20 protein-coding genes are annotated in these 16,846 nt (G+C 39.7%); 2 read left to right on the top strand and 18 right to left on the bottom strand.

The annotated features are described in order from the left end of the window. Positions 1-14: 14 nt before the first annotated feature. From DVR12_RS20965 to DVR12_RS20890, 16 genes are all read right to left on the bottom strand, one after another. Positions 15-1,595 (bottom strand): DHA2 family efflux MFS transporter permease subunit, encoded by a 1,581-nt coding sequence (locus DVR12_RS20965; protein ID WP_116977751.1) that lies wholly within the window; start codon positions 1,593-1,595, stop codon positions 15-17. Between the two features lie 65 nt (positions 1,596-1,660). After that, complete coding sequence (locus tag DVR12_RS20960; RefSeq protein WP_116977750.1) at positions 1,661-2,548, bottom strand: F0F1 ATP synthase subunit gamma; 888 nt, start codon at positions 2,546-2,548, stop codon at positions 1,661-1,663. Beyond that, positions 2,548-4,080, bottom strand: a complete 1,533-nt coding sequence (locus DVR12_RS20955) for an alternate F1F0 ATPase, F1 subunit alpha (protein ID WP_116977749.1) — start codon at positions 4,078-4,080, stop codon at positions 2,548-2,550. Before DVR12_RS20955 ends, DVR12_RS20960 begins: the two co-directional genes overlap by 1 nt. Beyond that, positions 4,070-4,846: a F0F1 ATP synthase subunit delta gene (locus tag DVR12_RS20950; protein WP_116977748.1), complete on the bottom strand. Its 777-nt coding sequence runs from the start codon at positions 4,844-4,846 to the stop codon at positions 4,070-4,072. The genes DVR12_RS20955 and DVR12_RS20950 overlap by 11 nt, the downstream gene beginning before the upstream one ends. Before the next feature lie 12 nt (positions 4,847-4,858). Continuing rightward, positions 4,859-5,128: a F0F1 ATP synthase subunit C gene (locus DVR12_RS20945; protein ID WP_116977747.1), complete on the bottom strand. Its 270-nt coding sequence runs from the start codon at positions 5,126-5,128 to the stop codon at positions 4,859-4,861. Positions 5,129-5,132: 4 nt separating this feature from the next. Further along, positions 5,133-5,825: a F0F1 ATP synthase subunit A gene (locus DVR12_RS20940; protein WP_116977746.1), complete on the bottom strand. Its 693-nt coding sequence runs from the start codon at positions 5,823-5,825 to the stop codon at positions 5,133-5,135. After that, a complete protein-coding gene (locus DVR12_RS20935) occupies positions 5,809-6,111 on the bottom strand; it encodes an ATP synthase subunit I (protein ID WP_116977745.1) in 303 nt (100 codons plus the stop codon). The genes DVR12_RS20940 and DVR12_RS20935 overlap by 17 nt, the downstream gene beginning before the upstream one ends. Beyond that, positions 6,104-6,424 (bottom strand): AtpZ/AtpI family protein, encoded by a 321-nt coding sequence (locus DVR12_RS20930; protein ID WP_116977744.1) that lies wholly within the window; start codon positions 6,422-6,424, stop codon positions 6,104-6,106. The genes DVR12_RS20935 and DVR12_RS20930 overlap by 8 nt, the downstream gene beginning before the upstream one ends. Before the next feature lies 1 nt (position 6,425). Further along, a complete protein-coding gene (locus DVR12_RS20925; protein WP_116977743.1) occupies positions 6,426-6,830 on the bottom strand; it encodes a F0F1 ATP synthase subunit epsilon in 405 nt (134 codons plus the stop codon). A gap of 3 nt (positions 6,831-6,833) precedes the next feature. Then, a complete protein-coding gene (atpD, locus tag DVR12_RS20920) occupies positions 6,834-8,213 on the bottom strand; it encodes a F0F1 ATP synthase subunit beta (protein WP_116977742.1) in 1,380 nt (459 codons plus the stop codon). An 84-nt stretch (positions 8,214-8,297) separates the two neighbouring features. Continuing rightward, complete coding sequence (locus tag DVR12_RS20915; protein ID WP_116977741.1) at positions 8,298-9,146, bottom strand: SGNH/GDSL hydrolase family protein; 849 nt, start codon at positions 9,144-9,146, stop codon at positions 8,298-8,300. Positions 9,147-9,162: 16 nt separating this feature from the next. Beyond that, positions 9,163-9,546, bottom strand: a complete 384-nt coding sequence (locus DVR12_RS20910; RefSeq protein WP_116977740.1) for a VOC family protein — start codon at positions 9,544-9,546, stop codon at positions 9,163-9,165. Positions 9,547-9,591: 45 nt separating this feature from the next. Further along, positions 9,592-10,059, bottom strand: a complete 468-nt coding sequence (locus DVR12_RS20905) for a hypothetical protein (protein WP_116977739.1) — start codon at positions 10,057-10,059, stop codon at positions 9,592-9,594. Between the two features lie 16 nt (positions 10,060-10,075). Next, entirely contained in the window at positions 10,076-10,552 is a 477-nt protein-coding gene (locus tag DVR12_RS20900; RefSeq protein ID WP_116977738.1) for a hypothetical protein, read from the bottom strand. A 49-nt stretch (positions 10,553-10,601) separates the two neighbouring features. Beyond that, a complete protein-coding gene (locus tag DVR12_RS20895; protein WP_116977737.1) occupies positions 10,602-11,225 on the bottom strand; it encodes a response regulator in 624 nt (207 codons plus the stop codon). A gap of 6 nt (positions 11,226-11,231) precedes the next feature. After that, a complete protein-coding gene (locus DVR12_RS20890) occupies positions 11,232-13,061 on the bottom strand; it encodes a sensor histidine kinase (protein WP_116977736.1) in 1,830 nt (609 codons plus the stop codon). Positions 13,062-13,167: 106 nt separating this feature from the next. Between DVR12_RS20890 and DVR12_RS20885 the strand changes: the two genes are divergently transcribed. Together DVR12_RS20885 and DVR12_RS20880 are read left to right on the top strand one after the other, a co-directional pair. Further along, complete coding sequence (locus DVR12_RS20885; protein WP_116977735.1) at positions 13,168-13,881, top strand: hypothetical protein; 714 nt, start codon at positions 13,168-13,170, stop codon at positions 13,879-13,881. A 21-nt stretch (positions 13,882-13,902) separates the two neighbouring features. Beyond that, positions 13,903-14,379, top strand: a complete 477-nt coding sequence (locus DVR12_RS20880) for a hypothetical protein (protein WP_116977734.1) — start codon at positions 13,903-13,905, stop codon at positions 14,377-14,379. Between the two features lie 427 nt (positions 14,380-14,806). Here the strand turns inward: DVR12_RS20880 and DVR12_RS20875 are convergent, their stop codons facing one another. Further along, positions 14,807-15,991 carry a cellulase family glycosylhydrolase gene (locus DVR12_RS20875; protein WP_158563324.1) on the bottom strand — a complete coding sequence of 395 codons (1,185 nt, stop codon included), beginning with the start codon at positions 15,989-15,991 and terminating at the stop codon, positions 14,807-14,809. A 68-nt stretch (positions 15,992-16,059) separates the two neighbouring features. Further along, entirely contained in the window at positions 16,060-16,806 is a 747-nt protein-coding gene (locus DVR12_RS20870) for a peptidase associated/transthyretin-like domain-containing protein (RefSeq protein ID WP_116977732.1), read from the bottom strand. Positions 16,807-16,846 lie beyond the last annotated feature (40 nt).

The following is a 16,846-nucleotide window of genomic DNA, read 5'->3' as shown; positions in this document are numbered from 1 at the left end:
ATTACATTTAATTTCTAGTGTGCTGCCTCAGCGAGGTTAATCTTTTTCTTTGATGTTTTTACCAATAATAAAACAAATGGAACGCAAACCAGGAACATAATACCCACCCAAAGGAATACATCCATGTAAGATAGTACTGTAGCCTGTTTCATCACTGCGCCATCCAGCATTGCATAAGCTTTATTCTGAGCCGTTGCAAGATCAAAACCTTTACTTCTCATACCCGCTGCCATTTGAGTGATTTTATTCTGAACATCAGGATTATTTACATCGAGGTGATCTACTAAAGTACTGCGATGAAAATCTGTTTGCCTGATTACAAAAGTTGAAATCAAAGCTACACCGAAAGCTCCGCCAAGCTGTCGCATCATTCCAGAGAATGCTGCACCCTGGCCTATCTCCTGCCCTTTGAGGGTCGACAAAGACATAGTACTAACCGGAACAGATAATAAGCCCAAACCTAATCCGCGAATAATTAATACCCAGAAAAAATCTTTACTACTGGTATCCGGAGTTAGTATAGTATAAGAAAGATAACTATAGATGAAAAATATACTCATCCCTATTGCAATCAGGTATTTCTGTGGCACTCCTTTTTGAATGAGTATCGCAACAACAGGCATCATAAAAGCAACAAACAGCGTACTGGGAAGCTGCAACATACCTGATTGCTGTGCAGTCCAGCCCAGCAGTGATTGCGTATAAAGCGGAATTACGAAAGTAGATCCAAATAAGCCGAATCCCATGATAAATGATAACACAACTCCTATTCTGAGATTACCATTTTTCAATACTCTTAACTCCACTACCGGATATTTGTATACCCACTGCCGCCATATAAAGAAGAATAACCCGAACACAGCCAGTACAGAGAGAACCACTATCAATGTACTACTAAACCAATCTTCTTCCTGCCCTTTCTCCAATACAAATTGAAGGGAGCAAATACCCACCATTAACAGAAAAATCCCCAGCCAGTCGACCTGCGATGCATCGCGTTTCTTTTCATACTGCGGACTTCTAACATATTGCAGAGTTAACAGTGCCGCGATAACTCCAATAGGTATATTGATATAGAAGATATATGGCCAACTATAATTATCGATGATAAAGCCACCTAAAGGAGGACCCAAAGTAGGGCCAACGATTACTCCTAATGTATAAATGGCCTGTGCGGTTGCTCTTTTTTCTGTAGGCCAGCTTTCAGTAATAATTGTCTGGGAAGTAACTAATAATGCTCCACCACCCAGGCCTTGCAGAAAGCGGAAAAGCACCAGTTCCCAAATATTGGTTGCATTACCACAGAGGAAAGAACAGACAGTAAATATTATGATGGAAGCGGCAAAGTAATTTCTGCGTCCAAACTGTTGAGATAGCCAGCTGGTAAGAGGTACAATAATTACATTAGCGAGAGAATAGGCAGTGATGACCCAACTCACTTCATTGAGTGTAGCACCAAGGCTTCCTCGCATATCTGGCAGGGCAACGTTAACAATTGTGGTGTCTATGATTTCCAGCAGGGCACAAACTACTGCTGTTATAGTGATGATAATTCGTCGAGAACCATACTCGACCAGCGAAGTTGGCAGTTCCATTCTTACTGAATTGTACACCAAATGTACAAAATAATTAGTTTGAATTCAAACTAATTAAAAAATACTCATTTTTGTGGATTATTTGGGGCAAGTGCTTCAAAACCAGCTACCAGATCAAATAATTCGGCATCTATAGCTCCCTGACGAATACGGTTGAACTGCTGGTTTAGGTCATCAAGGGTTTCATCGATATTTTTTTCAGCCCTCTGCATAGCCTGAAGCCGGCTTGCATTTTCGCTGCTAAGCGAACCGGCAATAGCTTTGTATAGCAGTACAAACAGGTACTCAGTTATTAATGCCGGAAGGATATTTTCAAGACCTCCAATAATCTGGGGCAATCGATTAGTAGGCCAATTGGAAACATATAATTCGGTATACCATTGTTTATCAAAGGGTAAAACCTGGCTTACAGCGGGTGTATAACCAATATGACTGGTAGGTGAATTATAGAAAATCTGGCAGGAATCCAATATTCCCTGCTCCTGATAGGATTGAATATTGATCAGTAATTCATTGACCAAAGGACCAATACCCTCTACTCCATTTGGTACCGGAAACTTCTCTTTAACAGGAAGATTTGATTCTGACAACCTGCTTACCATTCGCTCTCCCACTACCCAGAATACCTGTTCTCCTCCCTGTAACCGGAGTTTAGACTGAACATAGTCTACCAGCACTTCATTAAAACCACCGACCAACCCCTGGTCAGAACCCAACACAATTGCTACTGTTTGGGAACCTGTATTTTTAGCTTCCTGGCTTGTATACTGCGTTGCTTTGAAACAAGCGTATAAACTCATTGCAACAGTTTCGAAGTAGTTTTGAAGTGACTTCACAGCCATCTCGTACTGATCGATATTTGATGCAGCCAGGGCCTTCATTGTTTTAACAACAGAACCTAGCCCTTGTGCGCTACTAATACGCCTCTGCAAGCTTTCAAGAGTATCTGCCATTATTGAATATTATAAAAGGGTTCTAATATTTTCGTCATACTATTAAGCAGGTAATTTTCGTGTTCCGGGCTTAAAGCACTTTGTCCTATCCATTCATCAACTATCGAATCGGGCATATTATCAGCAAGTTGCTGTAACGCTTTTTCGGCAGCAGGAATTTTAGCTTCGGGAACATCATCCAGCAATTCCTTACTTAATGCCAGTAAAATAATCAGTTGTTCCATTACCGGCAAAGGTTGCATTTCAGGCTGTTTCAGACATTCTCTGATCCTTTTTCCATGCTCAATTATTTTCTGAGTATTTACATCCATATGCATTCCGAATCTTGCAAAGGTTTCCAATTCCTCAAACTGAGCATATTCCAGTTTCAGGTTACCTGCGAGTTTTCTATAGGCTTTAAGTTGCGCCTTACCTCCTACACGGGATACTGATCTTCCGATGTCTACAGCCGGCAATACGCTCATATCAAAAAGCTTGGGCGATAGATATAACTGCCCGTCTGTAATGGAAATAAGATTAGTTGGAATATAGGCTGAAATATTCTGTGCTTCTGTTTCAATAATGGGTAATGCAGTGAGTGAACCGCCACCATTTTCATCGTTTAACTGTGTAGAGCGTTCAAGAAGCCTGGAGTGAATGTAGAATATATCTCCGGGAAAAGCCTCGCGGCCGGGAGGGCGGCGCAACAGTAATGAAAGTTCTCTATAGGCCCTTGCATGGTTAGTAAGATCGTCGTAAATGATCAGCACATCTCTGCCCTGTTCCATAAAGTATTCAGCAATGCTGGTAGCTGCATATGGAGCAATGTATAGTAAGCCAGGCGGGTTATTGCCTTCGGTAGCTACTATTACTGTGTATTCCATTGCATTATGCTCATTCAGTGCTGCTACCACCTTTGCCAATGAAGCGGCCTGCTGGCCGATTGCACAATAGACACAAAGCACATTTTTATCGTGCTGATTCAGTATGGTATCGAGAGCTATGGTTGTTTTCCCTGTTTGCCTGTCGCCCAGAATAAGTTCTCGCTGTCCTCTTCCCACCGGGATCAAGGCATCAACCACTTTCAGTCCTGTTTGTAACGGAGTGGCAACAGGCGCTCTTTGCATAATAGCGGGAGCCGGACGCTCAATTGGTAAACGTTTTGTAACTGCCACAGAGCCTTTACCATCCTGCGGTTCGCCTAATGGATTAATTACACGCCCTAATAATCCATTTCCTACCGGTACATCAGTTACACGGCCGGTTCTGCTAACGGGGTCGCCGGTCCGTAAATTTTTATCTTCCCCAAGTAATACTACACCAATTTCAGTGGCATCGAGATTAAAAGCGATGCCATAAAGATTATTAGGGAAGCGCAATAATTCTTCATACCCGGCATGGGGTAATCCGGAAACCCTTGCAATACCAGAGCTAACGCTGATCACGGTACCTGTTTCTTCTGCTTCAAAGGAAGGAATATATTCATTAGCATCTTTGTTGATCACATCAAAGATATCTGTCACCTTTGTTCGTATAAATTCATTATTGCTCATTACCCCAATATTTATCGGCTACATCATTAAAATTCATGTGTTTCTGTAGATCATTCAGATAATCGGTGGTATTCCATGAAAGTTTGTAGTCTTTCATTTTCAGTGTAATACCACTAATCAGACTTTTATCGATCTCATACTGAAAAACCGGATGTACTCCGGTCATCTCTCTAATAGTATTTTCCAGTTGTTTTTTTTGTTCTTCGTTTAAATTATAAGCTGTTTCAACAACCAGGTTGCCACCAGGTTGAATTGCCTGTATTAGCTGATGTGCTTCAGTTTCGTTGAGATGTTTGAGACGCTGGATGAAGATGGAAACTATCTGTGTTTCGAGGTTGGTATTTCCAAGATCCGCCAATGTTTTATTGGCAATACCTAATACGGTTTGTTGGATCCGTTGTTTTACCTCATTGAGAATATTATGTTGTTCTGCTTTTAAATCATTCTGGAGTTTAATTCTTAAAGTCTGACTTTCTTTCTGCGCCTGCAGGAGTAGCTGTTGTTTTTCCTTTTCCATATCTATTGCTACTTTTTCGAGCGCCTTTTCACGTTCGGCATCAAATTCAACATTCCTTTCCTTATACAACAAATACTCTCCTTCAGCAGCTGCTTTGGATGCAGCAGCTTCCGCGAGTTGCTTATTAATCCTGGCTTCCCGATCGGCAATTGCTTTTAATACAGGTTTATATAGAAAGCGTTTCAGCAGGCAAACCAGTATCAGAAAGTTAATTACCTGGGCAATCACCGTAAACCAATCGATCTGCATACTTAGCTGATTTTATTTTGCGATAATATGATTCCAGAATGGGTTAGCAAATATTAGAATCATGGAAATTACCAGACAGTAAATACAGGTAGATTCAATCATTGCCAATCCGACAAATAATGTTCGGGTAGTAGTGGAAGAAGCATCGGGCTGTTGGGCAATTGCCTGTAGTGCGGCAACAATTGCCTTGCCTTCAGCCAAAGCAGGGGCTACACAACCGATAGCAGTAGTAAATCCGGCGGTCAGAATAGATGCAAACGCAATTAAAGTAGTACTATCCATAAATTTATTTTTGACTTTTTTGTAATTGCTGTTCTTCAGTCTGAGTTGCGGCAGAGATATAAACAGTAGCCAGAATAGCGAAAATATAAGCCTGTACCATACCGGTCAACAGACCCAGTACATTCATAATGATGGGAAAGAAATATGGGGCTATAATTAACAAAATCGATACAATCATCCCCCCACTCATCATATTTCCAAACAAACGAATAGCTAGTGCCAGGGTTCTTGATATTTCACTGATGATATTAAAAGGAAGCATCAAAAAATTGGGTTGCAAATATGTTTTCATGTATTTAAGAATCCCTTTTTCAGCAATACCAAATACAGGAACTGCAATGAATACACTAATGGCCAGTGCTGAAGTAGTAGATAAGGAAGCCGTGGGGCTTTCATACATGGGTACGATAGAAAAAAGATTGGCAACTACTATAAACAGGAATAAAGTACCTACAAAAGCCAGATATTTTTCAGGCTTCTTCAGTCCTACATCTTCCATCTGGGTTAGTATTGTAAGCACAATAATTTCCAATATATGTTGCCAGCGGGAAATAGTAATGCTGTTCTTCAATCTCCTGGTTACCAGGTAGGCAGCAATTACCATCACCAGCATTAACATCCAGGTAGTAACAATGGTAAGGTTTAACTGGAAGAATCCATCCTTCCAGAAAATTTTCTCATCAGGACTTAACCTCATAAGGTTTTACATTTTTCTTCTTCGTTCTTGTTGCAACAGTAATGATTACTCTGCCCAGGAGGAAACCACCAAAGCAAACAAGTAATTCTTCCCAATGGCCGCCGGATAATGCATAAAACAGCAAAATGGTGATGCCCAATCTTACAACAAAGCTTATAGCAAAAAGTATTGCAGGTTTTTTGGAAGTAAGCGCCTTTCGGGTTGTCCACCATAAACCACCAAAGAAAAGTATGCCTATAGCAATACCTGCTATAAACACAAAGATGTTATACATGGTCTCATTCATGGTTATCTTCGTTATCTTTTATTTGTTTATTTTCTTTATGAATCCAATTCCATGCGATGAAGCAGCCAAGGCAAAGTCCGGCTATCAGACAGGCAAGTGTATACGAATTTTGCCCCGGTATTTTCCTATCCAGCCAACTACCAAGCGCAGCACCAAGCACTGTGGGAGTAACTACAGACCAGCCAATCATACCAAACAAGCCAAATCCCGACCAGACATGCTGTTTATTTCGTTTAGCCTTCATTCGGCGTTGTTCTTTTCTGCCAATATCTTCGCTAAATGATTTGTGTTTCTTATGATTTTCCGGTGCCACTTTATTCGTTATTTAGCTGCTGAATATTTCTGACAAAACTTGTTTCCAGTCTGGCAATCACAGATCGCATATTCACTTTCTTCTCATCAGCCAGTTTGAGTTTCTGATCGATCAGCGATTTCAACTCACCCAGAGAAGCGTTTCCAACTGCATTACGAACGGCTATCATAATTTCAAAACCGGCTTTTACAATCACCCCTTCTTCTACGGCTATATATTTTTCGCCATCACTGACCGACTCATAGAATAATATACCGGGTATTAAAGCGGCGGTACAATCCAACCGCTGAGGTAAGAAGCCATAAGAACCAGCAGTAGTTTCGACTGTAATTCTTATTACATCCGTTTTTTCCAAAAATATCTGGGATGGTAGTAAAATCCTTAAATGCAGATAGGTTGTTTCCATGCTTCAAGGTTTATAATTTTTCACTTCCTCAATTTTTCCAATCATATAAAATGCCGCCTCAGGATAGTCTTTAAATTCATCATTCAGGATACGTTCGCATCCATCTAAGGCATCAGTGAGAGATACCGTTTTCCCGGCGTATTGACTAAATTGTTCGGTAGTAAAGAAAGGTTGGGTTAAAAATCTTTCCAATCTGCGGCTCCGATTTACAATTTGTTGATCTTCTGCAGAGAGCTGCTCAATGCCCAACATTGCAATTATATCTTTCAGATCTTCATATTGAGCCAGAGTATTACGGATTGCCTGGGCAATAGAGTAATGCCTGGCACCAATGATTCCGGGAGTTGCCATTTTTGACCCGGATTTAAGCAAATCGATCGCCGGGTAAAAACCTTCACTGGCACGGGCTCTGGATAATACGATAGAAGCAGAAAGATGAGAGAAAGTATGTACAGCAGCCGGATCGGTCAGATCATCGGCGGGTACATAAACCGCCTGAATAGATGTAATTGCACCAGTATCTGTATTGGCTATACGCTCTTCCAGCTGTGAAAGTTCAGTGGCCAATGTAGGCTGGTAGCCCAAACGGGAAGGCATTTGCCCCATGAGTCCGGATACCTCCATTCCGGCCTGGATAAATCTGAAGATATTATCGATCAACAATAAAACATCCTGATGTGCTGTATCTCTGAACCATTCAGCCATTGTGAGGGCAGCATGCCCTACTTTGAAACGGGCGCCAGAGGGCTCGTTCATCTGGCCGAAGATCATAATCATGTCCTGCAGCACATTTGCGTCTTTCATATCCTGGAATAGTTCCAGTCCTTCGCGGCAACGTTCACCAATACCACAGAAGATGCTTACCCCTTCGTGGCTTTTAACCATGTTATGAATAAGCTCTGTGAGCAGCACTGTTTTACCTACACCTGCACCTCCAAACAATCCGGCTTTTCCACCTTTTTCGAGGGGTAGCAGTATATCTATTGCTTTAATACCGGTTTCGAATACTTCAGAATGAACCGCGTGTTTTATTAAGGGAGGAGGAGGTTGATTAATACTTCGGTGAGGCAGATGATCGGTCAGGAGGTTACTGCTGGTACTTTTACCAAAAACATCGAACATATGGCCCAGTAGCTCTTTTCCAACCGGAACTTCCAGGGGCCTGTCTGTATTCACGACTTCCATTCCGCGAGCCAATCCCTGGGTTGGGGTTAATGCAATGCCCCTAGCAAGGTTAACATCGGGTTGTGATATTACTTCAATGACTATCTGCTGGTTATCTCCTGCATACAGAATCGTTGATAGAGGAGGTACTTTGTCTTTGAAGTAAACATCTACAATACTGCCTCTGACAGCGTTTACCACGCCTGTACTTGTTTGCAAAACAGTTTATTGGTTTTAGTTATGGGTTTTAGGGAAAAACAATATAAAACCAATAAATGTTCGATGCTAAAAAGCGATAGGCGTTTAGTTTATCTTTTTGAGAAGAGGCTTCATGGCCTTGATCAGCATATTTGCAATTATTTCGTAACCCTTATCAGAAGGATGTAATCCATCATAGGTCATATCCACAGCAGCTAACGGGTATGGATATTCTTCCTGTTGGGGATCGAACGGGATGTCTTTATATGCAGGCCAGGTAAAGTTCTTATACTCCCAATTTACGGGGTCTTTCAGGCGTTTAAATTTGACTGCATTTTCTACAGTGATCCCACTTTTGCGATAGAGATCTACTTTGGTTATACGTTCTTTAGCTGCAATAGTATCTATAGCCTGCACCAATTGTAATAAAGTTTGATTGGCTTTAGGCTTATAGGAGCCATATGCATTGTTATTGAAGTCTTTGAAATAAACGAAATCACCTCGTTGCAAAGGAGTGATTAATACAATTTGGGCTTTAGGGTTGAGGCTTCTTAATTTATCAATAATGGTTCTAAAGGCGCCATATACCGTATTATTTCCGGTATTGTTTCTATAATCGCTGAATGTACCGATAGGAAGTCCGGCCCACCAATCGTTGGTACCCAGAAATATGGAATACAGATCTGCAGGTTGCAGGTTTAATTCATTGATAGAGGAAGCGATGCGGCAGGCTGTCCACCCATTATGGCCCTGGTTGGTATATTCGAGCTCCGGTAGCTGTTTAACCACTCTGGACATATATCCTTCGGTGATACGATTGCCGGCTTCATCGGGATGTTCGTTGAGATAGGTAATTGAATCTCCAATAGCCACCCAGGTAATTTTACGGGGGATAAACGACTCAATAACAAGAACCACTACAAATAAAAGTAGTGCAATTGTCCATTTTTTCATTATTCAATGATATTATTTAAGGCTTAGCATAGTTGAGTTGCCAGGAAACTCCATATTTATCAGTTATCCATGCAAAACGGGAACTAAAAAAATAGCTATCCAAAGGCATTAGAACGGTTCCTTCCGCTAACAGCTGTGAGTATACGTGATCGAGCTGGTCGGTAGACTCAAACTCTACATAGATAGACATAGCCGGAGTGAAGGTGAATCCGTGTTTCACAGTGGAATCAATACATTTAAAAATCTGACCCTGTAAAGAAAAGGATGCAAACATTACCTTACCGGAATCTTCATATCGCTGCAAACTTAGTACGGAAGAATCTTCAAACAGCGAGGTATAGAAGTTCATTGCCTCCTCTGCCTGCCCCTCAAACATTAATAAAGTGCTTATGCTTTCCATATGCCTGATTTTTATCTTACGAAGATAAAGCTTGCAAACGTAATTTTACTCTACTGATCTTGGTTTTCTTATCGCTTCATTCTCCCAGCGTTTACGAACCTTAATCATTAAAATCAGGAAAGGAAGGTTAATTATTACCGTTGTTAATAAATTATAATTGAACCCAAAATTAAACGAAAGCATAGTAATGTTAAAATAGGTAGTGCGGCATATAACAGCAATAATTGTAGCCATTATTCCATGCTTCCATTCCAAACCTATAGAAATAATTGCAGCCAGGAGAATTGCTACAGTGATCACTGCAAAAAATCCAATATATGTATAATAGAAAGAATTTGATTCCAATGAAATCCAGGTAGATACATTGGAAACCTCCATGAATAAAGCATAAATTGCCAGAATAAAAACAAGTATCAGATAACCTTTTATCCACCAGGATAAAACACTTAACCGGCGAGGTTTGGATTGCTGTTCAAAAAGTTCGTCGAATATGCTATCAGGTTGTTGTGACATCAATATAGGTTTTAGGTTAATAACCTGTGGCTTCTGATTTCTTCACTGCCTCATTTTCCCATTTATTTCTTTGGCGGGCAAATGCAATAAGTACAATTACATTAAGGAGTACAGGAAATATAATCAGAGCGAAAACTATTATAAAAGGTGTAGTCCATATAAGCATTAAGTATAAATAAAAAAGACATACTAACAGCTTTGCAACTATTAGTATGTTCATAGCGCGGATTGCATATTTCGCTTCTGCTAATATCAATAAAGCCACTAAAAAAAATGCTATCCCCGTAACATATTCACAAATACTAACTCCAACAGAAAAAAACACCTGACCTTCTGATGAATTTCGAGAGCCGAGTAAAATATTTGTAGAACCTAAAATAAATATAATTGAAACTACTGCAATAACTCCCAGGTATATCTTTAGCCATAAAGGTAAGATCGCTAGTCGGCGTACTTTAATTGTTTCAATGAAAATGGATGAATCTTGTGTCATAGGGATACTATTATTAGCAATAAGTTAATATGTCAAATATAACAAATAATCAGATATTATATGTTTCTGCAAATCGGACCAGCGACAATGTATTTTTAATTCCCAATTTCAGATTTATGTTTCTTCTGTGAGTTTCTATCGTTAAAACACTTAAGCAAAGCTTATCTGCTATTTCCCGGGCTGTCATATTTTCCTTTACCAGCCTTATTATTTCAATTTCTCTTTTTGTTAGATTAAATTTTTTGATAAAACTATCTTCTGCATGTTGGTTGATATCCTTTCCCAGTTTTGGATCGTAAAAGGTCTCTCCATTCATCACCATTTCAATAGCAGCAAGTAATTCTGCTTTGCTGGCATCCTTCAACAAATATCCATCCGCCTTAATTCTCTTGCTTTCTGTAACAAATCGCTTATCCTGGTACATGGATATAATAATAACACGAGTGGCACTCCCCGACTCTTTAAGGCGTTCTGCAACCATTAATCCATTTTGTCCGGGCATGTTTATATCCAGCAAACAGATATCCGGTTTGGTTTTATCAATCATTGGAATTACTTCATTTCCCCTACTTACCTGGCCCACTACAGTAATACCTTCAACTGCTTCCAACATTGCCTTTATTGCATCATTGAACAATACATGATCATCAGCAATCAATACTCTACAATTCATTATTATTTAATTAAATGGTATGTTACACATAACAGTAGTTCCCTGGGAATTGCTATCGATATTTACAGTTCCTTTTAAATAACCAACCCTGGAATACAGGTTCGATAATCCTATCCCTTTATTCTTGCCATCCTGAATACCACTACCATCGTCTTCGACCATTAGCTCAATGCCAGTAGGGAAATAACTTAACTGGATAATAGCATTATCGGCATTCGAATGTTTCCTTATGTTATGAATCAGTTCATTGACAATTCTAAAAATATGCAGTTCAGTACTTTTATCCAGTGCTTGGGGTTCTCCGTTCTGAATAAACATAAACCTGACAGAAGTAGTTGAACCAGCTTTTTCAACTGCATCAGCCAATGCTGCGCCCAATGTAATATCGTCGAAATATTGCGGCATCAGATCATGGGCAATATGCCTCAAATCCTTGCAGGCCTGGTCTATTACCTCCCAGGACTTATGCCCCTGCTGCAGGAGAGATTTAGCCACAGCCAGAGTACCACCCAATCCATCATGTAAGTCGGCAGCTACCCTTCTTTGCTCCTCCTCTACTGCCGCTACAACCTTTAACAATGAAGCATGTTGTTGTTCTATCAGTTCAAATTCCAACTGTAGTTTTTGCTTATAATAAAACTGGTATCTGAATGCCAGCCCTAATGTAAGAATTGCTATTTCCAATGCGATACAAATGGTCATTGTACGGGAAGTATCTATTGCAATAGGCAACCAATGCCAGCGGATCATCATTACAATTACAATTTGCATTAAAAGTGCAGCAATTGCAAGCAGATAGATTTTAGCTACTTTATTTCCTTCTTTGATTTTCTCAGCAAGACTCAGAAACACTAACAATACACCGGTACAGTAAGCTATATAAAAGCAGATTCTAAAACACATAAAGACAGCAGGACTAAATTCGTATCTGTTTATCAGCATCACTATAAATCCGGCAGCCAGTGTAAGAAACAAGAGGATACAATAATTCACCCATCTATAATACCTGCTTTCAGTAATTTTTTGAGAGATAAATAATTGCATAAAACGTAGCTGTATGGGGAAAGTCAGCATTCCCAGCAATGTTCGGGCGTGTTTATTCCAAAAAACAGCTTCAGGCCAGATGAATTCATAGGTCATTCCATTATCGGTAAATACAAACAGGCTAATCAGGCAGATATAAAAGATGTACCAGGCATGAACACTTTCTTTCAACATTATTAATAAAAAAGCGCTAAACAATAAAGCAAACAACATCACGCCTGCAAAGCAGCCATAGAATAAGTACTCCTTATTCTGCTTTTGTATAAACGCAGATTGTGAGTATAAATTAGCTGTAAATTTCAGGATTTCCTGGCGCCGATCCAGGCGAATAAAGAAATGTTTTTCGTGCTGAGTAGTAATTGTAATCGGAAAAATAAAATTATGATAGTTAAACGGGCGTTGAGAAAATACAGCATCACTACCTGTATTGTAGATTAGAATTAGTTTATCCTCATTTTCTTCAAAAACCTCAATCCCATATAACAAGGGGTTCGTTAATTCCAACATTAAAGGCATTGGAGCTACCTCTGCTTCAATACTAAAATGCATCCAGTAACGATGGTAGGTACTTCCAAAATTGATAAAATCCTTATTGGTTGATGTAAATCTACCCTGCCTGAATAAGGAGATTACAGAATCGGGAGACACTGGATTTTCCTCCATCATAAAGCTCATAGGGCTTGTATGGATATTCAGTGAAGCCGGAATAATCTGAATTCCATGCACAATCCGGCACATTAACAATCCACCTATCAGCAGTAAAATTCTTAGGTATATGAATACTGAACGCATATCTGTAAGATTCGCACCTGAATAAAAATACCGGCTAGTCGGTATTTCCTTCTAATTAGCCGCAAGCTATTTTTGGCAGCAAATTTATCCTTAAAGTAAAGAATTTATGAAGAAAACCGAGCACTTAAAGTATCGTTTAGCCCTCACTGTTATTATTTGTTTGGCATTCATGTCTGTTTCGTTTGGCCAAAGCAAAGGTGAAATCATTAATGGCAGCTATTTTATAGCATTTGGGCGCTTCCCGGATAGCAGGGAATTTAGGGAATGGGAACAAGGGGGAAGTTACACAATAGACCAGATGGTAAATTTTCATCGCGGGCATATTAGCAGAAATACGCAGGAAAGAACGGCTACGATTACACGCGCATATATGGATGCATTTGGATGGGACCCATCGGCCAATGATATTAGCTATTGGAGCAGCAGAAATAGTACATATGCCGAAGTATTCAATGCACAAATGAGTAACCTGAAAAGCAATACTAAATCTAAAACGCTGGTAATTCAACAATCCTATTACCGGGCATTTAACCAGCTACCATCTGCTGCTCAGCTTCAATACTGGATGAATCAGCCTACCTACTCTTTTGCCCAGTTAGTAGCATTTCATACTACCTGGAAGAACCAGGGTAGGAATTCTACAGCCGTTACTGGTATACAGAATAAGTTAAATCAAAACGGGATCAGTACCTTTTCTTTAAGCGCACAGGGAGCGGCAGCAGTAATAGCTGCAGGTGGAGCCAATGTAATCGCAGCAGGTGGCGGAAATGTGATTGCAGCAGGCGGCGCTAATGTAATTGCTGCCGGAGGAGCTAATTAATTGACCATATAATTTGCAACAATGAAAGTATTAGTTAATGATTCAGAACAATTGGTGATAGAGCATAAGAATATTACAACTAAAATAACGATGCTCGTACTTATAGCAGCAGGAATTACGATGCTGCTGATATATTGGCTTAAAGACCTGGAAGCATTGTTTTGGCTGGGTATGATAATCTTGCTGGGTGGAGTTATCGGGTATTTATTTGTAAACACAGTTACTCTAAGTATGCATAAACAGCAAAAAATTGCATCCTTAAAAAAGGCTGGAGTACTGAAAAACAGTAATCAATCGTTCCCATATGCAGAGATAGACAGATTTTCGATAGAAATTGTAGCCACGCAGCAACCGCTTAATGATGAAGATAGTTACAGCAGTAGCGAATCTGTATATCTTCGGTTGCTTGATAAAAATGGAAAGAAATACAATGTTTTTGTTGGTGGGAATAAAAGGAAGATGGAAGAAAAGCTGGCATTGATTCAGCGTTATATCTGATAATTAGTTATGAGGAATGATATCTGGTGAATATTGAATTTAAAAGATTTGCTTCTATTACCGTAGGCTGGGCAGGGGTAAACCCTGCCCCTACAGAATTTCATCGAAGCTAAATTTTCATCAGGTAGATATAATTCATATTAAATGTCGATCTACCAATTTCAGTTCAATAAAGAAACAATTCTACAATATAGAAACTGTAATTCGCTGAAACCCTGTAGGGGCAGGGTTTACCCCTGCCCTAACTACGGTAAAGGAAATTTATCAATCACTTAAAGATAATAAAATCGGAGCCCACTCTCTTAACCTAATAGCATTGTGTTTACCCCTGCCTTAACTATCGTAATAAAATTTTATCAATCACTTAAATACGCTAATATCCGGGGCCATTTTCCTGACTTAATAACGTTGGGATAATCCCTCCCATCTATTTTGCAAGAAAAGCCGCGTTAAGCTCACTAATTGCTTTAATCATATAATCCCTTGCACCGGTGGCTGGATTTACATTTATCCCATTTTCAGTATCGTGAGGAGTATAATCGAATACCCACATTGCGGATAATGGCACATTATAAACAGCAATACCCTCTATCAACTCCATATACTTCTTTTTAGCTTCTTCAACCCCCAGCAACTTTTCCTGCGCTCCAAATTCTCCGATAAATAAAGGTTTTTTATACAGAAAGGATGCCTTCATACTTTCGGCAATTATGTCTTTTAAAGAAGCTGGAGAACCATTGAAATATTCGTTTTCGTTATCGGGGTAATGATGGATTGATAATGTATTTATTGGTGAAGGATTTTGAAGATCCAACATCTGCTGAAATTCGGCACGGGAGTCTTTTTCCCAGTTCTTGTTATTATGTAAATGAAAGGCGCTGGCACGAGGAATAGAATTCCCACTAATAATAATCCGATGTTTATCCAGACTCCTGATGGTTTTACCGAATATTCCAAGTGCAGTTTGCAGATCTGCTGTGGACAGTTTATCTGCTTTTGAGCGGGTAGCCGGGGTTCCTACATTTACTGCCACCTGAGGGAGATTAATTGTATCGCCTGGCAAATCAATTACCAGGTTATACTCATTACCAAATTCCCATCCCCAGATTGCAGGTGATTGTTTATACCTGCTCACTATTTCCTTAACATATTGTCGCATAAATGCGATGGTTTTGCTCTTGGGATTTCCCCACTGCCCTACTGGTTCCTTTACCAGATCAGGAATAGTGGTGAAATTCCAGCATAGCGATGGAATCAATCCAATTCCGATTTCTTCTGCCGATTTAACAAATTCATCCAGATTACGAAAGTATTGTTCCTTATCCTTCAGGTAAAGGGTATAATTGACTGGCCAAAAGCCACTGCACATAAATCTTACAAAGGGGATATTTCTTTCTTTCAGATATCTGAAGCCATCCCTGTAGGAGGTATCATCTATGGCTCCCTTTTCCAATGTTCTGCTAAAGGCATTGAAGTAATTGACTCCAATCCCTTTGTAGGGCTTACCATTTAGTAATAATTCCCCTTGTTTGCTCACTGTCAGACCAGGATGTTGTGCATAGCTATTGAGCTGCAATCCGGCGACCAATAATAATAAATATAAAGTTTTCAAGATATCGGCTTTGTCTATGAAGATACCTTTATGAACTGAGGATGACAATTAAAATTATAGGAGTGGTATTAATTGTGATTAGCGCGATTTTTATTATACCTGGAAGAGAAATATTCACTGCTTACTTTGATAAATTCATAATAATCATAATCATTATCAAATGAAAGGATAAATTCGTAAGAAGGTCTGAACTGAATCATGAAGGCCTCCAGTGCAGGAGATTCTAGCCCGGTTATCTTTTTAACGAGTTCTTTATTAAATCGATGATCTACATACTTATCTTTTTCGTCCTGGATCAGAATTTTTCTGAAAGCCTCTATTCTTTTAATCTTCTTCATACTGAAGAGCAGATCTAAATTCAGGCCGGCTGCGGAACCTGCTCCCCCACTCGTAAAATATTCGCGTTCAAAATCAAAGACTTTGCGATACTCCCGCCTATTTTCAATTGAATCGACAGTATACCCTCTTCGTTGGGCAGATACTTCTACTGTAGGTAGCATATGTACATCCACGTGCAGGCTCATATCAAATGATCTGCTGGTGCGAATCTCTTTTACCGGAAATTTCATTGTTGCTTTTCCCTGGTAGGAAAAACAAATAGAATCAGCGGTGGGAACAATAATACTGTAATGACCAGCTGAATCAGTAATGGTACCTTTACCAGAGGTGCTCATAACGGTCACTCCGGCCATTCCGAATTTGGCAGTCCGATCATACACTGTACCATAAATACGTACCTGTGCTCCTGAAACCAGGTAGCAAAGTGACAATATTATAAGAATACCCAATCGTTGCAATAGCTGATAGTAACTCATTAGTGCCCAATCTAAGTCAGGAATAAGAAAATATCAAGGA

The sequence above is a fragment of the Chitinophaga silvatica genome (assembly GCF_003419895.1).
GTDB classification, from domain to species: domain Bacteria; phylum Bacteroidota; class Bacteroidia; order Chitinophagales; family Chitinophagaceae; genus Chitinophaga; species Chitinophaga silvatica.
This window is presented reverse-complemented; position numbering and strand designations above follow the sequence as displayed.

Bases quoted from the DNA above. Each gene is read 5' to 3' on its own strand.
- DVR12_RS20965 (WP_116977751.1), bottom strand. From the start codon at position 1,595: ATGGAACTGCCAACTTCGCTGGTCGAGTATGGTTCTCGACGAATTATC.
- DVR12_RS20960 (WP_116977750.1), bottom strand. From the start codon at position 2,548: ATGGCAGATACTCTTGAAAGCTTGCAGAGGCGTATTAGTAGCGCACAA.
- DVR12_RS20955 (WP_116977749.1), bottom strand. From the start codon at position 4,080: ATGAGCAATAATGAATTTATACGAACAAAGGTGACAGATATCTTTGAT.
- DVR12_RS20950 (WP_116977748.1), bottom strand. From the start codon at position 4,846: ATGCAGATCGATTGGTTTACGGTGATTGCCCAGGTAATTAACTTTCTG.
- DVR12_RS20945 (WP_116977747.1), bottom strand. From the start codon at position 5,128: ATGGATAGTACTACTTTAATTGCGTTTGCATCTATTCTGACCGCCGGA.
- DVR12_RS20940 (WP_116977746.1), bottom strand. From the start codon at position 5,825: ATGAGGTTAAGTCCTGATGAGAAAATTTTCTGGAAGGATGGATTCTTC.
- DVR12_RS20935 (WP_116977745.1), bottom strand. From the start codon at position 6,111: ATGAATGAGACCATGTATAACATCTTTGTGTTTATAGCAGGTATTGCT.
- DVR12_RS20925 (WP_116977743.1), bottom strand. From the start codon at position 6,830: ATGGAAACAACCTATCTGCATTTAAGGATTTTACTACCATCCCAGATA.
- DVR12_RS20915 (WP_116977741.1), bottom strand. From the start codon at position 9,146: ATGAAAAAATGGACAATTGCACTACTTTTATTTGTAGTGGTTCTTGTT.
- DVR12_RS20910 (WP_116977740.1), bottom strand. From the start codon at position 9,546: ATGGAAAGCATAAGCACTTTATTAATGTTTGAGGGGCAGGCAGAGGAG.
- DVR12_RS20905 (WP_116977739.1), bottom strand. From the start codon at position 10,059: ATGTCACAACAACCTGATAGCATATTCGACGAACTTTTTGAACAGCAA.
- DVR12_RS20900 (WP_116977738.1), bottom strand. From the start codon at position 10,552: ATGACACAAGATTCATCCATTTTCATTGAAACAATTAAAGTACGCCGA.
- DVR12_RS20895 (WP_116977737.1), bottom strand. From the start codon at position 11,225: ATGAATTGTAGAGTATTGATTGCTGATGATCATGTATTGTTCAATGAT.
- DVR12_RS20890 (WP_116977736.1), bottom strand. From the start codon at position 13,061: ATGCGTTCAGTATTCATATACCTAAGAATTTTACTGCTGATAGGTGGA.
- DVR12_RS20885 (WP_116977735.1), top strand. From the start codon at position 13,168: ATGAAGAAAACCGAGCACTTAAAGTATCGTTTAGCCCTCACTGTTATT.
- DVR12_RS20880 (WP_116977734.1), top strand. From the start codon at position 13,903: ATGAAAGTATTAGTTAATGATTCAGAACAATTGGTGATAGAGCATAAG.
- DVR12_RS20870 (WP_116977732.1), bottom strand. From the start codon at position 16,806: ATGAGTTACTATCAGCTATTGCAACGATTGGGTATTCTTATAATATTG.